This is a genomic window from Xanthomonas sp. JL1 (assembly GCF_038405005.1).
The window spans coordinates 24,565-47,554 of the sequence record NZ_JBBYGR010000024.1 but is presented as its reverse complement, the minus strand read 5'-3'; the positions used below and the strand labels follow the sequence as shown (position 1 = coordinate 47,554).

Below are 22,990 nucleotides of genomic sequence, written 5' to 3'. Positions count from 1 at the left end.
AGCTGGACCAGCGGATGGCGCACGTCGATCTGGTTCTCCAGGCGCGAACGACACAGCTCATCGGCAGGCAACTGCTCGGCAGCAGGACGGCGTGTCCGCATGGGCGAAAACTGCCAGAAACCAGGACGTAGCGTAACGAACACTGGCAATTCCAGCACACCGAAAACGCAGATGAAGCCTTGCAATGGATGTGGTCTGGGGGTTTTTCAGGGGCGACCAAATAAGCTCCACTGCGCCGATGAAATACCGGCCTTGGCTGCGGTATGGTCCGGATCGGCGTACTGCTGCTTTTCGGCCAGCGCTCGGATGACGTAGGTCAGTTGTCCGAAAGTCAGCTCGTGGATCTGGGTTTGGTAGCCCGGCATGATGACATCGCATGGTCGCCAGACGACGGCACTGGCGTGAAAAGAACGCGCACTGGTACAGCCGGAACCGACCGTCAAGCGCAAGAGTTGCGTGTGGCCCGTGCATGCTACGGCAAAACGATGCCCACGCTCGCTTGCACACTGCCGTGCGTGCGCGGCTTTCAGTGAGCATTTCAGCAGCAACGATGCAAAGTCGTTGGCGTAGGCAACAAGCAGTTCTCGCGGATGATGGTCATCGACGCTTTGCTGCCGAGGCGATATCGAAGACGCACTGGATGTTTCTGGCGCTCGCAATCTGCATGGAAAACACCGCAGCCGCAGCGCTTAACTCCAACGATGGCTTTACCCGCGCGTAGCCATCGCTGATCACCTTGTCGGGTGATGGCAGTGCGTTCTACATCCGTGCACTGACGCTGTGTGTCATGCCGGTTGGCATTGCCCATGTGTTGCGGTCAGGCGCAGGCATCGTGCCGACCGCTGGCGGTATGGATCCTGCATCGGCCGCAACTAGAGGCATGGCCGAGCCCGGACATGGCACTGCTCCTGGCCGGCGTGCATCTATGTGTTTTCCAGGATCCATCGCATTAGGCCGCAATGGCTGGCCCGGCCATACGGGGAAAACTCATGGATGTGACGAATCGCATCACCGGGCTCAACTAGACTGTGGTCACGGGAATGGCCCCGTGGAGAACATCACTTGAACGATCGCGTTCACGGAGAGCTACGGGCGCCTCATATCAGCGAGTCTCGCAGCCTGCCTGTCGAGAAGCATCGCTCGGACATCTTTTTTGCTGCGGTGGAGACCACGCGCATGCCGATGACGGTGACCGATCCGCATCTTCCGGATAATCCCATCGTGTTCGCCAACCGTGCGTTTCTGGAAATGACCGGGTATTCGGCCGAGGAGGTCATCGGCAACAACTGCCGCTTTCTGCAGGGTCCCGAGACCGACCCGGCCAGCATCAGCGATGTCCGTCAATCGATCGAAACCCGCAGCGAATTCGCCACCGAGGTGCTGAATTACCGCAAGGATGGCTCGTCGTTCTGGAATGCGTTGTTCGTCTCGCCGGTGTTCGACGACCATGGCAACCTGGTGTATTTCTTCGGGTCGCAGCTGGATGTGAGCCGGCGCCGCGATGCCGAAGATGCGTTGCGTCAGGCGCAGAAGATGGAAGCGCTGGGCCAGTTGACCGGCGGCATTGCGCACGATTTCAACAACCTGCTGCAGGTCATGTCCGGACATCTGGAAGTGATTCAGATGATGGCCAGTGCTGGTGCCGGTAACGCCGAGCGGATTGCCTTCAGTGCAGAACATGCGGCCGCAGCGGCGGCCAAGGCGGCCACCTTGACCCAGCAATTGCTGGCGTTTTCGCGCAAGCAGAAATTGCGCGGGCGGGTGGTCAACCTCAACGGGTTGGTGTCCGGCATGAACAATATGGCCGAGCGCGCGCTGGGCGGCGGCATCACGTTGCGTCAGTCGCTGGAAGAGGGGCTGTGGAATTGCCAGATCGACACCACGCAGGCCGAAGTGGCGCTGTTGAACGTGTTGATCAATGCACGCGACGCGATGGCGCAGGCCGAGCGCAAGGAAGTCACCGTGCAGACCCAGAACGTGGAGGTCACCACCCACGATCTGGCGATGTATCACCAGCTGGCACCGGGCCGATACGTGAGCATCGCCGTCAGCGACACGGGTTCGGGCATGCCGCCCGAGGTGGTCAGCCGGGTGATGGAGCCATTCTTCACCACCAAGGACGAAGGGCAGGGCACCGGCCTGGGCTTGTCGATGGGTATGGCTTCGTCAAACAGTCTGGCGGCACCGTGCGCATCTACAGCGAAGTGGGCGAAGGCACCACGGTACGGCTGTATTTTCCTGCATCCAGCAAATTCGAAAATGACTTGCAGGCAGCCAAAAGCCGCGCAATCGACAAGGGCGGCAACGAAACAATTCTTGTGGTGGAAGACAAGCAGGATGTGGCGGTAGTGGCGCGGATGTTTCTGGAAAATGCCGGTTACCGCATCCTGTCGGCGTCCAGCGGACGCGAGGCGGTGGAGGTATTGGGAAAGAATCCGGAGGTGGATGCACTGTTCACCGACCTGATCATGCCCGGCGGCATGAACGGTGTGATGCTTGCCCGTGAGGCGCGCCGCATGTTGCCGAAGATCAAGATCCTGCTCACCACCGGCTACGCCGACGCCAGCATTCAGCGCACCGATGTCGGTGGCGCCGAGTTCGATGTGGTCAACAAGCCCTATACGCAGAAGGAATTGCTCAAGCGCATCCGTATGCTGCTGGATGGGCCCACCGGTGTGGGTTGAGACGGGATGTTGCAGCGTGCAATGCCGCTGCTGCGGGCGGCATCGCATGGCGACTGACGTTGGATTTCAAGACTTCTTTCATCCGCCGCATCGATGCACGGACCGACCGTGGAACGTGAAGAATCCGGTTGATGCGCCTTGCAGTCGAGGCTGCCGCGGATTTGCCATTGGCTAGGTCGACTGCGCGGTGCGCAGCGTGTCGACAAAGCCACCGACGCCATCGCGGGCGGACAATACAGCGAACACTTCGCTCGATGGCCTGCCCCATCCCAGGTAATGCGTGCGGCAGGTTGATGCGCAACGGAGCATCCAGGAGCCGCAAACCGCAGGTGCGAAGCCCAACTCCCGAATCCCGGCGCTTACACTACTCCTCGCCAAGCGGCGCCACATACCCGTCGGGCTTGTCGGCATTGCGCTCAAACAGGAACTTCTGCAGCTCGGTTTCGAGAAAGGCGCGGTGCTTGGGGTCGCGCGGTGACAGCCGGTTTTCGTTGATGAGCATGGTCTGATGCGCCAGCCACGCTTGCCAGGCGGTCTTGCCGATGTGCGCGAAGATGCGCTGGCCGAGTTCGCCCGGATACGGCACGAAATCCAGGCCTTCGGCGTCGCTTTGCTGGTAGTGGCAGAACACGGTACGGGACATGCGGATTCCTTTGGGAGACACGCTTATAACGCGTCGAGCAACTTGCGGATCGGCGCCGGCAGACCCAGCGATGCAAGGTCGGTAGGCGCCACCCAGCGTAGATCGTCATTGTCGCGCACCGCGGCACGCAGTGCGACCTTGCGTAGGCGCAAGGGCTGCAGACGCAGGCGGTAATGGCTGAAGGTGTGCACGATCAACGGCATCTCTTCGGCACGCTCGTAGTCGCCTTCGATATGCGCCGCGAACCATGCGCGCATGCCGCTGTCGGTCTCGGCCTGCGGCAGCGTCCAGAGCGAAGCCCAGATGCCGGTGGGCGGGCGACGCTGTAGCAGGATGTGACCCTCGGCATTGCGCAGTAGCAGCGCGGTGGCTTCGCGTTCGGGCAGTTGTTTGCCGGGTTTAGGCGTAGGCAGTGCTTCGACCAGGCCGTCGCGGCGCGCGCTGCAATCGTGCTGCAGCGGGCACAGCACGCACGCGGGTTTGGCGCGCGTGCACAGCGTGGCGCCAAAATCCATCTGCGCTTGTGTGTAGTCGGCCAGCCGGCCGGGCGGGACGTGTGCGACATGCGCAGCGGCCAGTTGCCACAACTGTTTTTCGATCACCGGCAGGCCGGGATAGCCGCCGATACCGTGAAAGCGCGTGAGCACGCGTTTGACGTTGCCATCCATGATGGCGAAGGGATCATTCCAGGCTTGGCTCAGGATGGCGCCTGCAGTGCTCCGGCCGATGCCTGGCAACGCGAGCAGTGCATCGAAGTCGCGCGGTAATTGGCCACCATGCAGGGTGACGCATTGTTTGGCGGCAGCGTGCAGATTGCGTGCGCGGGCGTAGTAGCCCAGCCCGGCCCAATGCGCCATCACGGTGTCGTTGTCGGCTGCCGCCAGGTCGGCCAGCGCAGGGAAGCGCGCCACGAACTTGTGGAAGTACGGAATGACCACAGTGACCTGGGTCTGTTGCAGCATGATTTCCGACAGCCACACCCGATACGGCGCGCGCGGATGCTGCCAGGGCAGATCGTGACGGCCGTGGGCGTCGAACCAATGCAGCAGGCGGTCGACAAATGCGTCAGCGGAGGGTGTGGCGTGGTTGGCTGGCATGAGCGCTGTTGGCGATGAAGAGCGGCTAACAAAACGTAGCGAGCAGCTGTCAGGTGGGCATGGAGGGCGCGCTCAGAACCGGAGTGTACGACTGGTACATGCCGTTCCGAGCACCGGCCGCGCCCGCCTGGCGGCTGCGCAGTCGTTTTGTTAGCCGCGCTAAGGGCGATGGGGTCAGAACGGTGGACAGGATTTGCGGCGCGCGTCCTGTGCTGCGGTTACTCAGCGCAGCGGCAACGCGATGCCAGCCAAGTAACGTTCGCAGAAAAATCCTTCATCGCCGGGCCAATGCGGTGCGGCCGGCGCACGGTCGTACACCAACGAAGCATCGGCCCGACAGTGCTGTCGCAGGCAAGGATTGTGCGAACTCCAGCACCCGCCTTGCCTGCGACCAATCGTGTGACACCTGCCGCACCGTGCAACCTGCCTGTAGCGCCTGCGCGCACAGCCGCTGCAACTGCGGGCAGGCATCTTCCCATCAACCGCCCAATGCGTCCGGCAACAGTGCGTCGACGAAGGCAACCGGATCGAACACGCGCAGATCTTCCGGGCGTTCGCCGATGCCGGCAAAGCGGATCGGGATATTGAACTCGCGCGCCAATGCGAACACCACGCCGCCCTTGGCGGTGCCATCGAGCTTGGTCACGACCAGGCCAGTGACACCAACCGCGGCATGGAACTGTCGCAGCTGCGAAATGGCGTTCTGGCCGGTGGTGCCGTCGATGACCATCAAGACCTCGTGCGGCGCGGCAGCGTCGATCTTGCCGAGCACGCGGCGGATCTTGCCCAGCTCGTTCATCAGCCCGGTCTGGGTGTGCAGGCGGCCGGCGGTATCGGCGATCAACACGTCGGTGCCGCGTGCCTTGGCGGCCTGCAGCGCGTCGAACGCGACCGACGCGGCATCGGCGTTCTGCCCCTGCGCGATCACCGCCACGCCGTTGCGGTCGCCCCAGGCCTGCAACTGCGCTACGGCAGCGGCACGGAAAGTATCGCCCGCGGCCAGCATCAGGCTGTTGCCTTCGTCCTTGAAGCGCTTGGCCAGCTTGCCGATGGTGGTGGTCTTGCCGACGCCGTTGACGCCGACGGTGAGCACGACGAACGGCTTGCGCGCACGGTCGATGACCAGCGGCTTGGAGACCGGCTGCAGCAATGCGATGAGATCGGCGCGCAGTGCCTTGAACATCGCTTGCGCATCGACGAATTCGCGCGATTTCATGCGCTTGCGCAGGCCTTCGATCAGCGCGGTGGTAGCGCCGATGCCGACGTCGGCGGTGATCAACGCGGTTTCGATTTCATCCAGCAGATCGTCGTCGAGCTTGGGGTTGCGCGAGAACAGGCCGCCGAAGCTGCGGGCGAAGGTGCTGTTGCGCAACCGCTCGCGCCAGCCGGGTTTGCCTGCCGGCGCAGCCGGCATTGCGTCGTGCTGGCCGACGATGCTGTCGCTGTCTTGCGTGGTCGGCAGCGGCGTGTTGACGATGGCCGGTGCGGCGACCGTCGGCGCAGCGTTTGCAGGCGCTGCAGCAACCGGAGCTGCGGCAGCCGATGGAATAATAGGTGCAGGCGCTGCGACCGGAGGAGCGACGACTGGCGGCGCGGTGACCGGCGGTGCAGGCGCGGCGTCAGACGGCGTCGGTGTGGTCTGTGGCTGTCCCACTACTGGCGGCACCACCACAGTGACTGGCGTGCTCAGCGCACTGGCGGGAGTCGGGTCGGGCAGCGCCTGCAATGCGGTCGGCGGAGGCGCAGCCGGTGCTGCAGGTGTGCTCGGAACGGCAGCGATGCTCTGCGCTTGGCCAGTGCGCGCAGCAATCTCCTGCGCAAGCTGATCGGCGGGCGCGGCGGCAGGCGGCGTCGCAGCGACCGGTGCAGGCGCAGCAGCTTCGGTGCGCGCCGCAGCAGGAGTGCCTGGAGCGACAGCCGGCGCTGCGGCTGTGTCTATCCGTGGCTCGGCATGAGGCATCGCCTCGACCGGCGATGCCGGGGGGGCGGCAGACGGCGCGGTGGGGAATGCGGCTGCCAGTTCTTCCAGGCTATAGCGTGAGGTGCGCGAGCTCTCGGGCGTGGTTGGCTTGTTGCGGCGAAAAAAGCTGGCCATTGGCAACGCAAAAGGGGAAACCAGGAATTCTATCACCCGGGCCTTCCGACGCCTTGACGCGCCCTTAGCGCAGCGCGCTGGCTGAGCGCTGCGCATGCACCGCAACGCCACGTGCATGGCGAGTCGACTGCGCTCGCCAATGCGCGGCGGATCCTGCCGAATTCGGCATTTGTGCCGGCTATGTGTCAATGCGAACTTCTGTGCCTATAGCTGACCTTTCAGTGCACGGTAATCGCGTGGCGTCATGCCGACCGTGGCCTTGAACTGACGCGCAAAGGCGCTCTGGTCGGCAAAGCCGCACTGTTGCCCAATGCTGGCGATGCTGTCGTCGCCGTACAGCAGTCGCATCGCCGATTCAATACGCAACTTGGTCAACAGTTGTTGCGGGGTGACCTGAAACACGCGGCGGAAGTGGCGCTCCAACTGCGCCACCGATAGCCCCGCCAGGGCGGCCAGGCTTTGCACGCGCAGGTTGTCGCCGAAGTTGGCCTGCATGTGTTCCATCACCTGGCTCAAGCGTTCGTAAGCGGAGTGACGGCTGTCGGGCTGGCCCAGATCGCGCGAGATGCCGACCACGCCGATCACCTCATTGGCCTCGCACAACGGGCGTTTGAAGGTCAGGCACCAACCCGGCAGGCGGTTGGGATACAGATGCACTTCGAGCTGGTTATCGATGAGCTCGCCGCATAGCACGCGGCGGTCTTGCATCATGTAGCTGCCGCCCAGCGGCAAGGGGAAGACCTCCAGCGGCGAATGACCGATGATCTCGCTGCGTAGCTTGCTTCCCAGCCGGCGCACGAGGGTCAGGTTGCAGTGGGTGTAGCGGCCCTCACTGTCCTTGATGAAGAACACCACATCCGGCAGTGCGTCGAACAGCGTCTGCATTTCCAGAGCGGGCAGGTTGAGGTCCATCAGGGTCATGGTAGCGGTCACGATTAGACGGCTGCACGAATGTGCAACCCAGCGATGATCCTAGCGCAAACGCGCGGCGTTGATGGGGGTAAATTGTGCAGATTTCCGCATTTTGAATTCGCATTGGACGCTAGTCGTCCACGGGCCGGCAATGGGAGCATGCGTCATGCACATCATCGATGTCATCGACTCCCATACGGCCGGCGAGCCTACCCGTGTGGTCCTCTCCGGTTTCCCCGATCTGGGCGATGGCGACCTGGCGCAATGCCGCGATCGCTTCCGCAGCGAGTTCGACCAGTGGCGCAGCGCCATCGCCTGCGAACCGCGTGGGTCGGACACTATGGTGGGTGCCCTCTTGCTGCCGCCGCGCGACCAGAGCGCCTGCACAGGGGTGATCTTCTTCAACAACGTGGGCTACCTGGGCATGTGCGGGCACGGCACCATTGGAGTGGTACGCACGCTTGCCGAGCTGGGGCGCATCGCGCCGGGCCGACACCGGATCGAGACGCCGGTAGGCACCGTTGGAGTGGAGCTGGCCGACGACGGCACGGTGTCGGTGGATAATGTCGACAGCTATCGCTTCGCCAGCGGCGTGGAGGTCGAGGTGCCGGGGCATGGCCGGGTCCGTGGCGACGTGGCCTGGGGCGGCAACTGGTTCTTCATCAGCGAGCAAGCGCCCTGTGCGCTGGATCTGGCGCATCAGCGTGAGCTGACGGCCTATGCCGAAGCGATTCGGCTGGCGCTGGAAGCGGCCGGTATCACGGGTGAGGCCGGTGGCGAGATCGACCATATTGAAGTCAATGGCACCGCGCCCGATGGCAGCGGTGTGGCGCGCAATTTCGTGCTGTGCCCGGGTCTGGCCTATGACCGCTCGCCTTGCGGCACCGGCACCAGCGCCAAGCTGGCGTGTCTGTCGGCGGACGGCAAGCTGGGCGAAGGCGAGCGCTGGGTGCAGCAAGGCATTCTGGGCAGCGCCTTCGAAGGCAGTTATCGCCTGAGCGGACGTGGCATTGCCCCGCGGATCCGTGGGCAGGCGTACATCACCGCACGCGCGCAGTTGGTGATCGACCCGGCCGACCCGTTCGTCTGGGGCATCGTGGCCTGATGCAATCCGAGCAGCCCCCGCGGGTGCTCGTGTCGGCCACGCCGTCGGCCGATGCGGCGTCTGCTGCGATGGCCGGAGCGTCGTCGGGGCCTGCATTCGGCGTCGGTGCCGACTCCCGATCCGGCTTGGCAACGTCTGCCACTTCCACGCGACGCAGTTACGACCTGATCGTGATCGGCGCCGGCATCGTGGGCGCGGCCTGCGCCGAAGCCGCGGCGGGCGAAGGGCTGCGCGTGGCGATCGTCGAGCCGGGACCGATCGGCGGCGGTTCCACCGCAGCGGCGATGGGGCACCTGGTCGCGATGGACGACGACCCGGCCGAGCTGGCGTTGTCGGCGTATTCGCTTTACTTGTGGGAGCGCTTCGCCACGCTGAGCAACGCGGAATTCAGCCGCTGCGGCACGCTGTGGGTGGCCCGCGATGCGCACGAATTGGCGGCGGTACCGGCCAAGATCGCCCGCCTGGCGACGGCCGGCCTGCATGCCGAAGCGATCGATGCGGCGCAGCTGTACGCGCTGGAGCCGCAGCTGGTGCCCGGGCTGGCGGGCGGCATGCGCGTGCCTGACGAAGCAGTGGTGTACCCGCCACGGGTGGCGCGGCATTTGGTGGGCCTAGCCTGTACGTCCGGGGCGCGGTTATTTGCCGGCCGCAGCGTGGCCCAGCTGCAGGCACACGCGGTGCGTCTGGACGATGGGCAGGTGCTCTCGGGCCCGGTGTTGGTCGCCAGCGGCGTGTCCTTGCCGCAGTTGCTGCCCGAACTGGCGTTGCGCCCGCGCAAGGGCCACTTGGTCATCACCGACCGGCACCCGGGGTTGATCCGGCATCAGTTGCTGGAACTCGGTTATGCCGATTCGGCGCATGGTGCCGACGACACCAGCGTGGCCTTCAATGTGCAGCCGCGGCCGACCGGGCAGATGTTGATCGGCTCCTCGCGCCAATTCGGCGAGCACGATCGCGCGCTGTCGATGCCGGTGCTGCAGCAGATGTTGCAGCGCGCATTCGCGTATCTGCCGGTGCTGCGCGAGCTGCAGGCGATCCGCGTGTGGACCGGTTTGCGTCCCGCCACGCCCGATGGGCGCCCGTATCTAGGGGCGGTGCCCGGCCGTCGCGATGTGTGGGTGGCCGCCGGTCATGAGGGGCTGGGAGTCACCACGGCACTGGGGAGCGCACGGGTGATCGTGGACAGCCTGCTCGGGCGCACGCCGGCCATCGACCCGGCGCCGTATGCACCGGCGCGTGCCATGCACGGTGCGCCCGCATGAGCGCGAGGGTGCGTCTGCACGTGGATGCGCAACTGGTCGAAGTGCCGGCCGGTGCCAGCGTGGCGGCGGCCGTGGCGCAGGCCACGTTGCGGTTCCGCGAATCCAGCAGCGGGCAACCGCGCGCGCCCTTGTGCGGCATGGGCGTGTGCTTCGAATGCCGCGTGCGCATCGATGGCATCGGTCAGCAGCGCGCCTGCCTGGTGGACGCGCGCGATGGCATGCAGGTGCGCACCGATGGCTGAGCGCGTGCTGCATTTCGATGTGTTGGTCGTCGGCGCCGGCCCGGCCGGGCTGGCAGCGGCGCAGGCGGCGGCCAGCCAAGGTGTGCGCGTGGGCGTGGTGGACATGCAACCGCGTGCCGGCGGGCAGGTATGGCGCAGCGATGTGCAACACGGCGCGCCGGCCGATGCGCGCGTGCTGTTGCAGCAGGTGGCGGGCAACGCAGCGATCATGGTGTTGACGCGCACGCAGATTCTGCTCGCGCAACCGGACTGGTTACTGGCCGATGGCCCGGACGGCACGCTGCAACTGCATTACGCCGCGTTGGTGCTGGCTACCGGTGCGCGCGAACTGCTGCTGCCGTTTCCAGGGTGGACCTTGCCCGGCGTCACCGGGGCCGGCGCGGCGCAGGCGCTTGCGAAGCAGGGTTGGCCGCTGAGCGGCAAGCGCGTGCTGGTGGCTGGGAGCGGCCCCTTGCTGTTGGCCAGTGCGGCCACGTTGCAACAACATGGCGCGCAGCTACTCGGCATCCACGAGCAAACCTCGGCAGCGGCGTTGCGGCAGTTCGCGCTGCAATTGTGGCGCTGGCCGGGTAAGGCCGCACAGGCCGCGGCGTTGCGCTTTCAGCTGCGTGTAGTCGCGTATCGCGCCGGCAGCGTTGTGGTCGCCGCGCATGGCGACACGCAGCTGCGCGAAGTCGAACTCGAAGGTCCCACCGGCCGCACGCGGATCGCCTGCGATCACTTGGCGGTGGGCTACGGACTGGTACCCAACACCGAGCTTGCGCAATTGCTGGGTTGCCAGTTGCAGGCCTACGGTGCGCACCAGCAGGTGCAGGTCGATACGCTGCTGCGCACCAGCGTCACCCAGGTATTTGCCGCTGGCGAAGTTTGTGGCATCGGCGGGAGCGATTGCGCCTTGATTGAAGGTGCGATGGCCGGGCATATGGCCGCCGACGCCCCGGACGCTGCGCTGCGCCTGCAGCCACGCCGGCGCGCGGCGCGTGCGTTTGCCGATTTGCTGCAGCAGCAATTCGTGCTGGACCCGCGCATCCGCGCACTGGCGCAACCGGAGACGCTGATCTGCCGCTGCGAAGACGTGCCGCTGTGCGCACTGGACAACTTCCAGGACGCACGCGACGCCAAGCTCGCCTCGCGCTGCGGCATGGGCGCCTGCCAGGGCCGCATCTGCGGGACTGCGCTGGCCGAGCTTGGCCGTTGCCCGCCCACTCTTTCCACCGACGCCGGCCGCCGCCCGCCGTTGTTCCCGGTCCGCCTCGTGGCGCTGGCCGACTCGTTCACTTCCGACTCGCAAGGGAATCACCCATGAGCATTGCCACGTTCTGGCACGGCGTGTTGCCGGCCATCACCACCCCGTTCACCGCCAACGGCGAGATCGACCACGACTTCCTCGGCACGCACGCGAACCAGTTGGTGGATGCCGGTTGCACTGCGATCGTGCCGCTGGGCTCGTTGGGCGAGGCCGCCACCTTGAGCGTGGAGGACAAGCTGGCGATTCTGCGCACGCTGGTCACCGCCTTGAACGGCCGCGTGCCGGTGGTGCCGGGCATCGCCAGCCTCGCCACTGGCGAAGCAGTCGCGCTGGCCAAGGCGGCCAAGGACATCGGCTGCGGTGGCTTGATGGTGCTGCCGCCGTACGTGTATTCCACCGACTGGCGCGAGATGGGCGCGCATGTGCGCGCGGTGATCGCCGCGACCGATCTGCCGGTGATCCTGTACAACAACCCGGTGGCCTACAAGACCGATTTCGGTCCGGCGCAGATCGCCGAGCTGGCTGCCGAATTCCCGAACCTGCAGGCAGTGAAGGAATCCTCCGGCGATGTGCGCCGCTTCGCCGCGCTGCAGGAATTGCTGGGCGACCGCCTGGCGCTGCTGGTCGGCATGGACGATGCCATCGTCGAGGGCCTGAGCATGGGCGCCAAGGGCTGGATCGCCGGCCTGGTCAATGCATATCCGAAAGAATCGGTGCGCCTGTTCGAACTCGCTCGCGATGGCGGGTACCCGGCAGCCAAGGAGCTTTACCATTGGTTCCTGCCGCTGCTGCGCCTGGATACCGTGCCCACCTTCGTGCAGCTGATCAAATTGGTGCAGGCAAAGGTAGGCATGGGCAGCGAGCAGGTGCGTGCACCGCGGCTGGTGGTGGCCGGTGCAGAGCGCGATGCCGCGTTGAAGGTGATCGACCATGCCATTGCCACTGCGCCCAAGCTGTCGTGATGGTGCAATGACGCGGCCATCGCATGCTGTGCCTGCGGGTGCGCGCAGGATGCGGCTTCCACGAATTCGCGGCACGCGCCGTACCTGCGTGTGCTGCGATGCGTCCGCCGCTGCGGATGTGGCATCCAGTGCTGCATCCTCATCACCTTTCTGGTCGGCCGCTGGCGCACAGTGCGCAGGCCCTGCATCCCTGTCACCGAAGGTGCCGCAATGAACGATACGAACCACTCCAGTCCCACGACCACGGCAGAGATCCTGCTCGGTGGCCGATGGCAACGCAGCGGTGCCGCTACCGGCAGCTTCCGCGCCGCCAACCCGGCCACCGGCGAGCCGATCGGGCCGCATTTTCCGATCAGTGGTGCGGACGATGTGGAAGCGGCCGTCGTTGCGGCGCAGGCAGTGGCAGCGGAACTCGTGGCCGCGCCGGTCGAGCGCATCGCTGCCTTTCTGGAAAGCTACGCCGACGCGCTGGATGCCGATGCCGACGCCCTGGTTGCACTGGCGCATGCCGAGACGGCGTTGCCGGCGCCCACCCGCCTGCGTGGCAACGAACTGCCGCGCACCAGCGGGCAACTGCGTCAGGCCGCAAACGCGGTGCGGAGTTATAGCTGGACCCAGCCCATCATCGACAGCGCGGCCGATCTGCGTTCGCACCTGGCGCCGCTGGGCAAGCCGGTGCTGGTGTTCGGGCCGAACAATTTTCCGTTCGCCTTCAATGCGATTGCCGGTAGCGATTTCGCCTCGGCGATTGCCGCGCGCAATCCGGTCATCGCCAAGGCGCATCCGCTGCATCCGGTCACCAGCCAGCGCATGGCGCAGTTGGCACATCGCGCGCTGGTCGGGTCCGGTCTTCCTGCGGCAGCCGTGCAGCTGCTGTATCACTTCGACAATACGATCGGCGTGCGGCTCGCTGGCGATGCGCGACTCGGCGCGATCGGCTTTACCGGCAGCCGTGCCGGCGGGCTGACGCTGAAGGCAGCGGCAGATGTGGCCGGCGTGCCGTTCTATGCCGAGCTGTCCAGCGTCAACCCGGTGTTCCTGTTGCCCGGCGCGCTGGCCGAACGCGGCGATGCGCTTGCGCAGGAATTCTTCGCATCCTGCACGCTCGGTAGCGGCCAGTTTTGCACCAATCCCGGCGTGGTCGTGGTGCCGCATGGCGTGGCCGGCGATGCGTTTGTGGCAGCCACCAGGGCGCATTTCGAAGCGGCCATGCCGATGGTGCTGTTCTCCGCGTCCGGCGTGCATGGTGTGCAACGTGGTGTGGCGGACTTGCGTGCTGCCGGTGCCGGCATGCTGGCCGGCGGTCACACCGGCGAAGATGGCTACCGCTATGCACCCACCTTGTTGAGCGTGGATGCGCAGGCCTTCATCGCCAACCCGCAGGCGTTGCAGGCCGAAGCCTTCGGCCCGGTGAGCCTGCTGGTGCGCGCAGCCGATGTGGCGCAAATGGCAGAGGTGGCTGCCGCGTTCGAAGGCAACCTCACCGGCACGCTGTACCGCGCCGCCGACGGCAGCGACGATGCGGCATGGCAGGCCATCGCCCCGGTGCTGCGCGCGCGGGTAGGGCGGTTGATCAATAGCAAGATGCCAACCGGCGTAGCAGTGAGCGCCGCGCAGAACCATGGCGGCCCGTTCCCGAGCACGGGGCATCCGGGATTCACTGCGGTGGGTATGCCCGGTGCCATCCGCCGTTTTGCCGCCCTGCACAGTTACGACGCGGTACCCGATGCGCTGCTGCCTGCTGAATTACGTCAACGCAATCCAGGCGGCGTGGCGCGTTTGGTCGATGGGCAGTGGAGCACCGCCGATCTTGGAGCGGGCGCATGAGCAGCCAGATCGGCGGGCTGTCGCTGGAGCAGGCGCGCGCGCAGCTGGCACCGTGGACCCAACGCGCCGCGCCGATCGCCGCGGGCGAATACGAGCGCCGCATCGAGCGCGCACGTCGTTTGATGCGCGCGCATGGCGTGGATGCGCTGTTGATCGGCGCCGGCACCTCGCTGCGCTATTTCACCGGCGTGCCATGGGGGGCGAGCGAACGTCTGGTAGCGTTGCTGCTGATGCTGGACGGCGACCCGGTATTGATCTGCCCCGCATTCGAAGAAGGCTCGCTGGATGCGGTGCTGAAGATCCCGGTGGCTAAATACCTGTGGGAAGAACACGACGACCCGTACGTACTGGTGGTGCAGGCCATGAACGAGCGCCATGCGCATGCCTTGGCGCTGGACCCGGGCATTGCATTCGCCGTGCACACCGGTCTGCGCGCCCATCTGGGCAAGGCGATTCGCGATGCCGGCGTCATCATCGATGGCTGCCGCATGTGCAAGTCGCCGGCCGAGCTGGCATTGATGCAGCAGGCCTGCGAGATGACCTTGCTGGTGCAGCGGCTGGCTGCGGGCATCGCGTACGAGGGCATCGGCACCGATCAACTGGTGCGCTTCATCGATGAGGCGCATCGCGCGCTGGGCGCGGATAACGGTTCGACCTTCTGCATCGTGCAGTACGGCCATGCCACCGCGTTTCCGCACGGCATTCCCGGTGTGCAGCACCTGCGCGAAGGCGAGCTGGTGCTGATCGATACCGGCTGCACCGTGCAGGGCTACCACTCCGACATCACCCGCACCTGGATCTATGGTGCCCCCAATGATGCGCAGCGGCGCATCTGGGACCTGGAACAGGCCGCGCAGGCGGCGGCGTTTGCGGCGATACGCCCCGGCGTGGCGTGCGAGGCGGTGGATCAGGCGGCACGCACCGTATTGGAAGCTGCCGGGCTCGGCCCCGACTATCGGTTGCCCGGCCTGCCGCATCGCACCGGTCACGGTTGCGGGTTAGCGATTCACGAGGCGCCGTATCTGGTGCGCGGCAATGCGCTGCCGCTGCAGCCGGGCATGTGCGCCAGCAACGAGCCGATGATCGTGGTGCCGGAGCAGTTCGGTGTGCGCTTGGAAGACCATTTCTACGTCACCGATGCCGGCGCGCAGTGGTTCACGCCGCCGTCGGTGGCGATCGATCAACCGTTTGCCTGAATCTGCAAGGGTTCACGCGCGCGTAGGAGCGCACCCGGGCGCGACGGACATTCCCGAGTAACGCCATTCGCGCTCAGGCGCGCTCCGACCGCTGTTCTTGCATCTAGGAGTGAATGCATGAAGCACCTGCGTCCTGTCGCCATCGGTCCGGTTGTCGCCGGTTTACTCGCAGCCGCGTTGTTCACCGCCTGCAAGCCGGTGCCGCCTGCAGCGGAGCAGGCGGCTACACCTGCCTCCGCCTCGACCGGCGAGCAGGCTGCCAAGGCCTTCGACACGCTGCTGGACAAGCAGTGGCAGTACCAACTGCAGCACAACCCGGAGTTCGCCAGCATCATCGGCGACAAGCGTTACAACGACCGCTGGAGCGATGACTCGCTGGAAGCCGTGCAAGCAGATCGCACCGCAACGGCCGACCTGCTCAAGCAGTTCGAAGCAGTGGATGCCAAGACGCTGGACGAACAGCGCCAGCTCAGCCTGCAGATGATGCTGGGCCAGTTGCGCGACACGCTGGAAGGCATCGATCTGAAGACCTATGCGATGCCGCTGGAACCGATTGGCGGCATACAGCTGGCGCTGGCCGGGTATGGCGACGCATTCCCGTTCGAAAACGCCAAGGACTATCAGGATTACATCAAGCGCCTGCAGACCATTCCGACGGTGATCGACCAGGTGATCGCGGTGTCGCGCCAAGGTGCCAAGGATGGCCTCACCCAGCCGCGGTATCTGCTGGAGCGCCTGCCCGAGCAGATCGACAAGATTGCCGCGTTGACCGGCGAGTCAGATCGTCCCTCCGACTGAGCCTGACTGAGGCAATAGCTCCATCAACCATGCGAGCTCCTCTTCGTTGAATGCCGGGAAATCATCCGCTGCCCCTGCGAAGGGGGCCGCATCTTGTTCCCACATCACGGTGCTGGACGCTGCCAGGTCGGCAGCGATGGGCGTACCAGGATCCGGGAGGCCGCCCCCGATCCTGGTACGCGGGCGTTTTACCCTCCAGCTGAGGGGCAAATGCAGCGCATCGTGCTGTTCGGGAACGCGCACCTCGAAAGATTGCTGTGTGGAGGGGCCGGTGACAGCACGATCCGATCGGGACCGTTTACGGCTGCTTGCCCGCGTCTGATCTCCCTCGTGCATTGGGCTGGGCGCATCAAGGTCACGCTCCAGCGAATCGGCGAATGCATGCAAAGACGCCTGATCCGGCGTTTGAGCTGAAGTAGGGGACGGTTTGGCCCTTTTCATCCCTGATGCCTGGAGGATACGGTCCCAACGCTGCGAGGCTGGGGGGAGTGTTCCGCAGCGGGCTTCGAATTCGGTGACGCCCACTCTGCGAAAGAGCTGTACCAACCCGTGCCTGCTCATCCCGAACTGCGTCATGGCGTCATCGAATGCTTGCGCTGGGTGGGAGTGGCTCTGGAAAAAACCAAGCACGCGCACCACGTGCGCGAGGTCGGCAACGCGATGGGACGTGCGTTCGGGGAGGTCGGCAACGCGATGGGACGTGCGTTCGGGAATGCGGCGATTGATTCTTTTGATCAATTCCGGCGCGTGCGGCAATCCCTTTTTCACTGCATCCAGGGCAGGACGTCCGCCGAGGCAGGCCAAGGCGACGAGGTGGTCGTTGGTCAACGCGGCCAACGCCGGATCAGGGCGAGATAACTGGGCAACAATGCTCTCCAGCGCCTGCTTGCCGCCGCCATTGCTGGCGATGGCCACCACCTGGTCCGGGGTCAGGCCATGGTCCTGGCACAGCACCGGCAACAGCCGCTGCACCGTCTCCAGCGCCTGCTTGCCGCCAATATTGCTGGCGATGGCCACCACCTGGTCCGGGGTCAGGCCATGGTCCTGGCACAGCACCGGCAACAGCCGCTGCACCGTCTCCAGCGCCTGCTTGCCGCCGTTATTGTTGGCGATGGCCACCACCTGGGCCGGGGTCAGGCCATGGTCCTGGCACAGCACCGGCAACAGCCGCTGCACCGTCTCCAGCGCCTGCTTGCCGCCAATATTGCTGGCGATGGCCACCACCTGGTCCGGGGTCAGGCCATGGTCCTGGCACAGCACCGGCAACAGCCGCTGCACCGTCTCCAGCGCCTGCTTGCCGCCGTTATTGTTGGCGATGGCCACCACCTGGTCCGGGGTCAGGCCATGGTCCTGGCACAGCACCGGCAACAGCCGCTGCACCGTCTCCAGCGCCTGCTTGCCGCCAATATTGCTGGCGATGGCCACCACCTGGTCCGGGGTCAGGCCATGGTCCTGGCACAGCACCGGCAACAGCCGCTGCACCGTCTCCAGCGCCTGCTTGCCGCCAATATTGCTGGCGATGGCCACCACCTGGTCCGGGGTCAGGCCATGGTCCTGGCACAGCACCGGCAACAGCCGCTGCACCGTCTCCAGCGCCTGCTTGCCGCCATCGTGGCTGGCGATGGCCACCACCTGGTCCGGGGTCAGGCCATGGTCCTGGCACAGCACCGGCAACAGCCGCTGCACCGTCTCCAGCGCCTGCTTGCCGCCGCTACTGCTGGCGATGGCCACGACCTGGTCCGGGGTCAGGCCATGGTCCTGGCACAGCACCGGCAACAGCCGCTGCACCGTCTCCAGCGCCTGCTTGCCGCCGCCATTGCTGGCGATGGCCACCACCTGGTCCGGGGTCAGGCCATGGTCCTGGCACAGCACCGGCAACAGCCGCTGCACCGTCTCCAGCGCCTGCTTGCCGCCACTATTGCTGGCGATGGCCACCACTTGGGCCGGGGTCAGGCCATGGTCCTGGCACAGCACCGGCAACAGCCGCTGCACCGTCTCCAGCGCCTGCTTGCCGCCATCGTGGCTGGCGATGGCCACCACTTGGTCTGGGGTCAGGCCATGGGCCTGGCACAGCACCGGCAACAGCCGCTGCACCGTCTCCAGCGCCTGCTTGCCGCCGTTATTGCTGGCGATGGCCACCACTTGGGCCGGGGTCAGGCCATGGTCCTGGCACAGCACCGGCAACAGCCGCTGCACCGTCTCCAGCGCCTGCTTGCCGCCATCGTGGCTGGCGATGGCCACCACTTGGTCTGGGGTCAGGCCATGGGCCTGGCACAGCACCGGCAACAGCCGCTGCACCGTCTCCAGCGCCTGCTTGCCGCCACTATTGCTGGCGATGGCCACCACCTGGTCCGGGGTCAGGCCATGGTCCTGGCACAGCACCGGCAACAGCCGCTGCACCGTCTCCAGCGCCTGCTTGCCGCCAATATTGCTGGCGATGGCCACCACCTGGTCCGGGATCAGGCCATGGTCCTGGCACAGCACCGGCAACAGCCGCTGCACCGTCTCCAGCGCCTGCTTGCCGCCAATATTGCTGGCGATGGCCACCACCTGGTCCGGGGTCAGGCCATGGTCCTGGCACAGCACCGGCAACAGCCGCTGCACCGTCTCCAGCGCCTGCTTGCCGCCGCCATGGCTGGCGATGGCCACCACCTGGTCCGGGGTCAGGCCATGGTCCTGGCACAGCACCGGCAACAGCCGCTGCACCGTCTCCAGCGCCTGCTTGCCGCCAATATTGCTGGCGATGGCCACCACCTGGTCCGGGGTCAGGCCATGGGCCTGGCACAGCACCGGCAACAGCCGTTGCACCGTCTCCAGCGCCTGCTTGCCGCCATTGCTGGCGATGGCCACGACCTGGTCCGGGGTTAGGCCATGGTCCTGGCACAGCACCGGCAACAGCCGCTGCACCGTCTCCAGCGCCTGCTTGCCGCCAATATTGCTGGCGATGGCCACCACTTGGTCCGGGGTCAGGTTCAGGGGGGCACCCGTCAGTGCATTGCGCCATGCATGCACTGCCTCCACTGCGGTCACGCCTCCACGTTTTGCAATCTTGAGAAGTTGGCCTGTGTCCAACTGTAACGGCGGACCTCTCAACTCCCTCGCCTCCGTGAGCAAGGCCTCCAGGGCGCGTGCGCCGGACCACTGTTTGCCGACGCCAACGATGTCTTCGTGTGTCGCCTCTGGCAACGCCCTGATTATGTCCTGATACGTGACAGCAACGGTCCCTAACGCTGCCGGGTGTTGGCTGAGCGCAACGATGTGCGCGTGTGTAAACCCATGGCCCACCAGTGCCTCGTGGTGCTGCGCCACTGTCGAACGCACCTTCGGTTTGATCTTCTCTTGCTGCTGCTGACTGTAGCCGAGCGTGCGTAGATCCACCTGCGCGGCCGGCGAAGCGTCGGAGGGTTGCGCCGCACGCCGTCGCGGGGCCGGCTTGGCGCGCGGCGGCCGCGCGGCAGTGACAGCGACACGCACGGTGGGTGGCGGGTCATCGGCTGCACGCAGACCCGATTGCACCTCATCGCACTCTGCTGGGGCAGCCGCTGTATGCGGCGTGCCGACGGCAGGCATCGAATCAAGAAGCGATGTATCAAGAAGCGACGGATCGAACTGACGGAGCAGATCGCTGAAGCTGCCCGCCGAGAACGCAGGCGAGGGCGCAGGGGGAGATGGCAGCCGGGTCCGGGACATCGTCCGCCGAGCGGGCAAGCCATCCAGGGGGCCGCCAGCAGGCGGAGCCCCCCCCCGATCTGCAGTCGGCTGAACCCTATCCGGTTGGGGTCCGGGCAGAAGCTCGCGGGCAGGACTTGGCGTGCGCGAACGAATGGGATCCATCAAAGCCCGTTCGCCTCGCCGTTGAAAAAGCGCGGCGCCGCGGTGCCGGCCGATCAACGCGATGTGCTGCGCAAACAACTGCTCGCAGCGATCGACCAGCAGGTGCGCCCTGCCTACGGCAAGCTGGCCGCGTTCGTGCGCGAGGAATACGCCGCGCAAGGGCGCGCGCAGGAAGGCCTGTGGTCGCTGCCCGATGGCGAGCGCCGTTATCGCTATGCCATCCATACCCAGACCACCACCGATATGGCGCCGGAGGACATCCACCAGATCGGTTTGAAGGAGGTCGCGCGCATCGAAGGCGAGATGACGGTGATCGCCAAGGCACAGGGTTTTGCCGATCTGGCGAGCTTCCGCAAGTCAGTGGAGACTGACACGCGCCACTTCGCCACCTCGGGCGAGCAGATTCTGCAGCAGTACCGCCAGTACATCGCGGCGATGGAACCGGAGCTGCCCAAGCTGTTCGGTCATCTGCCCAACACCCCGCTGGACGTGCAGGCGATGCCGGCGTTCCGGCGCACCGCACCGGGCGCCGAATACTGGCAGAGCAATCCGAAAGGCACCAAGCCAGCAATCGTGAAGGTCAACACCAGCGACTTCGCCAGCCGCACGCTGATCAATATCGAAACCACGGCCTATCACGAAGGCGTGCCGGGCCATCACCTGCAGATTTCGCTCGCGCAGACGCTGCCGTTGCCGCCGTTCCGCCAGCAGGCCGGCTACAACGCCTATATCGAAGGCTGGGCGCTGTATGCCGAGCGCCTCGGCAAGGAGATCGGTTTCTTCAAGGATCCGTACAACGATTACGGGCGTCTGTCTGGAGAATTGCTGCGCGCCAATCGGCTGGTGCTCGATACCGGTGTGCATTACAAGCACTGGAATCGCCAGCAAATGGTGGATTTCTTCCACGCGCATCCGTCAGACGACGAGCCCAGCATCCAGTCCGAAACCGACCGCTACATCGTGTGGCCGGGCCAGGCGCTGGGCTACAAGCTCGGCCAGCTGCAGATCCTGGCATTGCGTGCGGAAGCGGAAAAAGAACTTGGCGAGCGCTTCGATGTGCGCGCCTTCCATGATGCGGTGCTCGGCGGCGGTGCGATGCCGCTGGCGATGCTGCAGCAACGCGTGCGGCAGTGGATTGCGCAGGCCAAGACGACACCGGAGGCAAACAAATGACGAAGGGCAGCGTATTACGTGCGAGCGCATTGAGTCTGTTGATCGCAGCCAGCCTGAGCGGTCTGGCCCTGCCGGCGCAGGCAGCCGACGCCGCTGTGGCGGCCACGCAGGCCAGCGCAGCGGCACGCTTCAAGGCCTTGTACACGCGCGAATGGCGCTGGCGGCAAGCCCAGGCGTCCGGCGCGGTGGATGAGGACAATCAGGCCACGCAGGAGCAGCAATCCGATCATCTGCCCAAGGTCGATGTCGCCACGCAGAATCTGCGCACGGCGTATTGGCAACAGGCGTTGACCGCACTGGATGCCATTCCGCAGGCGCAGTTGTCCGCCGAAGATCAGGTGAGTTACCAGGTGTATCGGCAACAGTTGCAGGTGTTGCTGGATCAGCAGCATTTTCGCGCCTGGGAAATGCCGTTCAACAGCGACTCGGCGTTCTGGAGCGATCTGGGGTTCAGCGCCGAGGCCAAGCTGCGCACGCGCGAGGATTACCAGCGTTATCTGAAGATGTTGGCCGACATCCCGCGCTATTTCACCGAACACACCGACAATATGCGCGCTGGGTTGGCGCGCGGTTTCAGCCAGCCTCGGGTCACGATGACCGGCCGCGACCAATCCATCGCCGATGTGGCGCAGGCCAACGGTGAGGCCAATCCGTTCTACGCGCCGTTCAAGCAAATGCCGGCGACGCTGCCGGCCGATGTGCAGGCGCAACTGCGCCGGCAAGCGGTCAGGGCCATCGATACGCAGGTGGTGCCGGCGTACGCCAGGTTGCTGGACTTCATCCGCAATGAGTACCAGCCGCGTGCGCGCACAACGCTGGCCGCCGAAGCTTTGCCGGACGGGCAGGCGTATTACCGCGCGCAGATTCGCGAGTTCACCACGCTGGATTTGAGCCCCGATCAGATCCATCAGATCGGCTTGCAGGAAGTGGCCAAGCTCCGCAAGCAGATGGACCAGACCATCGCGGCCAGCGGCTTCAAGCCGCCGGCCGGCCAGGCGGTGTTTCCGGCGTTTCTGCATTTCCTGCGTACCGACCCGCAGTTCTACGCCAAGACCCCGGAAGAGTTGCTCAAGCAGGCGGCCTGGATCGCCAAGCGTGTGGACGCCAAGGTGGGCGATTACATCGGCCGGCTGCCGCGCCGACGTTTTGCGATCGAACCGGTGCCGCCGGAGCTGGCACCGTTCTACACCGGTGGCCGCGGTGGGCCGGGCATCTATTTGGTCAACACCTACAACCTGCCGTCGCGGCCGCTGTACAACCTCACCGCGCTGACCTTGCATGAGTCCTCGCCAGGCCACGCATTGCAGATGCCGCTGGCGGCAGAGGCGCAAGGCTTGCCGGAGTTCCGTCGTTACGGCTTTATCTCTGCCTACGGCGAGGGTTGGGCGCTGTATTCGGAGTATCTGGGCCAGGAAATGGGCATGTACGACACGCCCTACGACCGCTTCGGTTACCTGACGTACCAGATGTGGCGCGCCTGCCGGCTGGTGATCGATACCGGCATCCATCACAAGGGCTGGACACGCGAACAGGCCCAGGCCTACCTGCGCGACAACACCGCGTTGAGCGAGCACGAAGTGACCACCGAGGTGGACCGCTATATCGCCTGGCCGGGCCAGGCGCTGTCCTACTACCTGGGCGAGCTGAAAATGCTTGAGCTGCGCCACAAGGCAGAAACTGCACTCGGCGAGAGGTTCGACCTGCGTCACTTCCACGATGCGCTGCTGCAGACCGGTTCGGTGCCGTTGCCGGTGCTGGAAGCACGCATCGACCGCTTTATCGCCGATGGTGGCGTGTCGCCGTATCCAAATGACGACGCCGCAGATGCATCGGCAGAGGCGAACGCGTCTGCCAGCGACTGACACCTGCCGGCACATCATGGCTTTCCTGCAGTAACTGCGCTTTCCACTC

General features: G+C 65.5%; 13 protein-coding genes, 1 other RNA gene and 5 pseudogenes. 11 read left to right on the top strand and 8 right to left on the bottom strand.

What is annotated here, in order from left to right; all coding sequences use genetic code 11:
- Positions 1-143: pseudogene (locus WJW29_RS05575) on the bottom strand (IS5/IS1182 family transposase); the annotation flags it as partial.
- Between the two features lie 69 nt (positions 144-212).
- A pseudogene (locus WJW29_RS05570) lies at positions 213-365 on the bottom strand (SAM-dependent methyltransferase); the annotation flags it as partial.
- Between the two features lie 697 nt (positions 366-1,062).
- On the opposite strand from WJW29_RS05570, the pseudogene WJW29_RS05565 reads away from it, so the two are divergent.
- Positions 1,063-2,684: pseudogene (locus tag WJW29_RS05565) on the top strand (hybrid sensor histidine kinase/response regulator).
- A 364-nt stretch (positions 2,685-3,048) separates the two neighbouring features.
- On the opposite strand, the gene WJW29_RS05560 reads toward WJW29_RS05565, so the two are convergent.
- The 5 genes from WJW29_RS05560 to WJW29_RS05540 all read right to left on the bottom strand — a co-directional run bounded on the left by WJW29_RS05560 (position 3,049) and on the right by WJW29_RS05540 (position 7,440).
- Positions 3,049-3,327 (bottom strand): oxidative damage protection protein, encoded by a 279-nt coding sequence (locus tag WJW29_RS05560; protein WP_011409017.1) that lies wholly within the window; start codon positions 3,325-3,327, stop codon positions 3,049-3,051.
- Between the two features lie 23 nt (positions 3,328-3,350).
- Positions 3,351-4,424, bottom strand: coding sequence for an A/G-specific adenine glycosylase (gene mutY, locus WJW29_RS05555; protein ID WP_011259671.1), 1,074 nt, complete (start codon positions 4,422-4,424; stop codon positions 3,351-3,353).
- A 23-nt stretch (positions 4,425-4,447) separates the two neighbouring features.
- Positions 4,448-4,524, bottom strand: a non-coding RNA gene (locus WJW29_RS05550) — sX9 sRNA.
- A gap of 378 nt (positions 4,525-4,902) precedes the next feature.
- Positions 4,903-6,519, bottom strand: a complete 1,617-nt coding sequence (gene ftsY, locus WJW29_RS05545) for a signal recognition particle-docking protein FtsY (RefSeq protein WP_027703321.1) — start codon at positions 6,517-6,519, stop codon at positions 4,903-4,905.
- Positions 6,520-6,723: 204 nt separating this feature from the next.
- Entirely contained in the window at positions 6,724-7,440 is a 717-nt protein-coding gene (locus WJW29_RS05540) for an AraC family transcriptional regulator (RefSeq protein ID WP_011409015.1), read from the bottom strand.
- Positions 7,441-7,597: 157 nt separating this feature from the next.
- On the opposite strand from WJW29_RS05540, the gene WJW29_RS05535 reads away from it, so the two are divergent.
- The 8 genes and pseudogenes from WJW29_RS05535 to WJW29_RS05500 all read left to right on the top strand — a co-directional run.
- Positions 7,598-8,536 carry a proline racemase family protein gene (locus WJW29_RS05535; protein ID WP_011409014.1) on the top strand — a complete coding sequence of 313 codons (939 nt, stop codon included), beginning with the start codon at positions 7,598-7,600 and terminating at the stop codon, positions 8,534-8,536.
- Positions 8,536-9,798, top strand: a complete 1,263-nt coding sequence (locus WJW29_RS05530) for an FAD-dependent oxidoreductase (protein ID WP_011259667.1) — start codon at positions 8,536-8,538, stop codon at positions 9,796-9,798. The genes WJW29_RS05535 and WJW29_RS05530 overlap by 1 nt, the downstream gene beginning before the upstream one ends.
- Complete coding sequence (locus tag WJW29_RS05525) at positions 9,795-10,040, top strand: 2Fe-2S iron-sulfur cluster-binding protein (RefSeq protein ID WP_011259666.1); 246 nt, start codon at positions 9,795-9,797, stop codon at positions 10,038-10,040. Before WJW29_RS05530 ends, WJW29_RS05525 begins: the two co-directional genes overlap by 4 nt.
- A complete protein-coding gene (locus WJW29_RS05520) occupies positions 10,033-11,346 on the top strand; it encodes an FAD/NAD(P)-binding oxidoreductase (RefSeq protein WP_012445437.1) in 1,314 nt (437 codons plus the stop codon). The genes WJW29_RS05525 and WJW29_RS05520 overlap by 8 nt, the downstream gene beginning before the upstream one ends.
- A complete protein-coding gene (locus WJW29_RS05515) occupies positions 11,343-12,251 on the top strand; it encodes a dihydrodipicolinate synthase family protein (RefSeq protein ID WP_011259664.1) in 909 nt (302 codons plus the stop codon). The genes WJW29_RS05520 and WJW29_RS05515 overlap by 4 nt, the downstream gene beginning before the upstream one ends.
- A gap of 210 nt (positions 12,252-12,461) precedes the next feature.
- Entirely contained in the window at positions 12,462-14,078 is a 1,617-nt protein-coding gene (locus tag WJW29_RS05510; protein WP_011259663.1) for an aldehyde dehydrogenase family protein, read from the top strand.
- Positions 14,075-15,274: a Xaa-Pro peptidase family protein gene (locus tag WJW29_RS05505; protein ID WP_113084338.1), complete on the top strand. Its 1,200-nt coding sequence runs from the start codon at positions 14,075-14,077 to the stop codon at positions 15,272-15,274. The genes WJW29_RS05510 and WJW29_RS05505 overlap by 4 nt, the downstream gene beginning before the upstream one ends.
- A gap of 117 nt (positions 15,275-15,391) precedes the next feature.
- Positions 15,392-16,051: pseudogene (locus tag WJW29_RS05500) on the top strand (DUF885 family protein); the annotation flags it as partial.
- On the opposite strand, the gene avrBs3 reads toward WJW29_RS05500, so the two are convergent.
- Positions 16,052-19,906 carry a type III secretion system effector avirulence protein AvrBs3 gene (gene avrBs3 / locus WJW29_RS05495; RefSeq protein WP_133265099.1) on the bottom strand — a complete coding sequence of 1,285 codons (3,855 nt, stop codon included), beginning with the start codon at positions 19,904-19,906 and terminating at the stop codon, positions 16,052-16,054.
- On the opposite strand from avrBs3, the pseudogene WJW29_RS05490 reads away from it, so the two are divergent.
- Positions 19,907-21,079: pseudogene (locus WJW29_RS05490) on the top strand (DUF885 family protein); the annotation flags it as partial.
- The gene (locus WJW29_RS05485; protein WP_011409010.1) at positions 21,076-22,941 is read left to right on the top strand and encodes a DUF885 family protein; all 1,866 of its coding nucleotides are present in this window, start codon (positions 21,076-21,078) and stop codon (positions 22,939-22,941) included. The pseudogene WJW29_RS05490 and the gene WJW29_RS05485, both read left to right, overlap by 4 nt.
- Positions 22,942-22,990 lie beyond the last annotated feature (49 nt).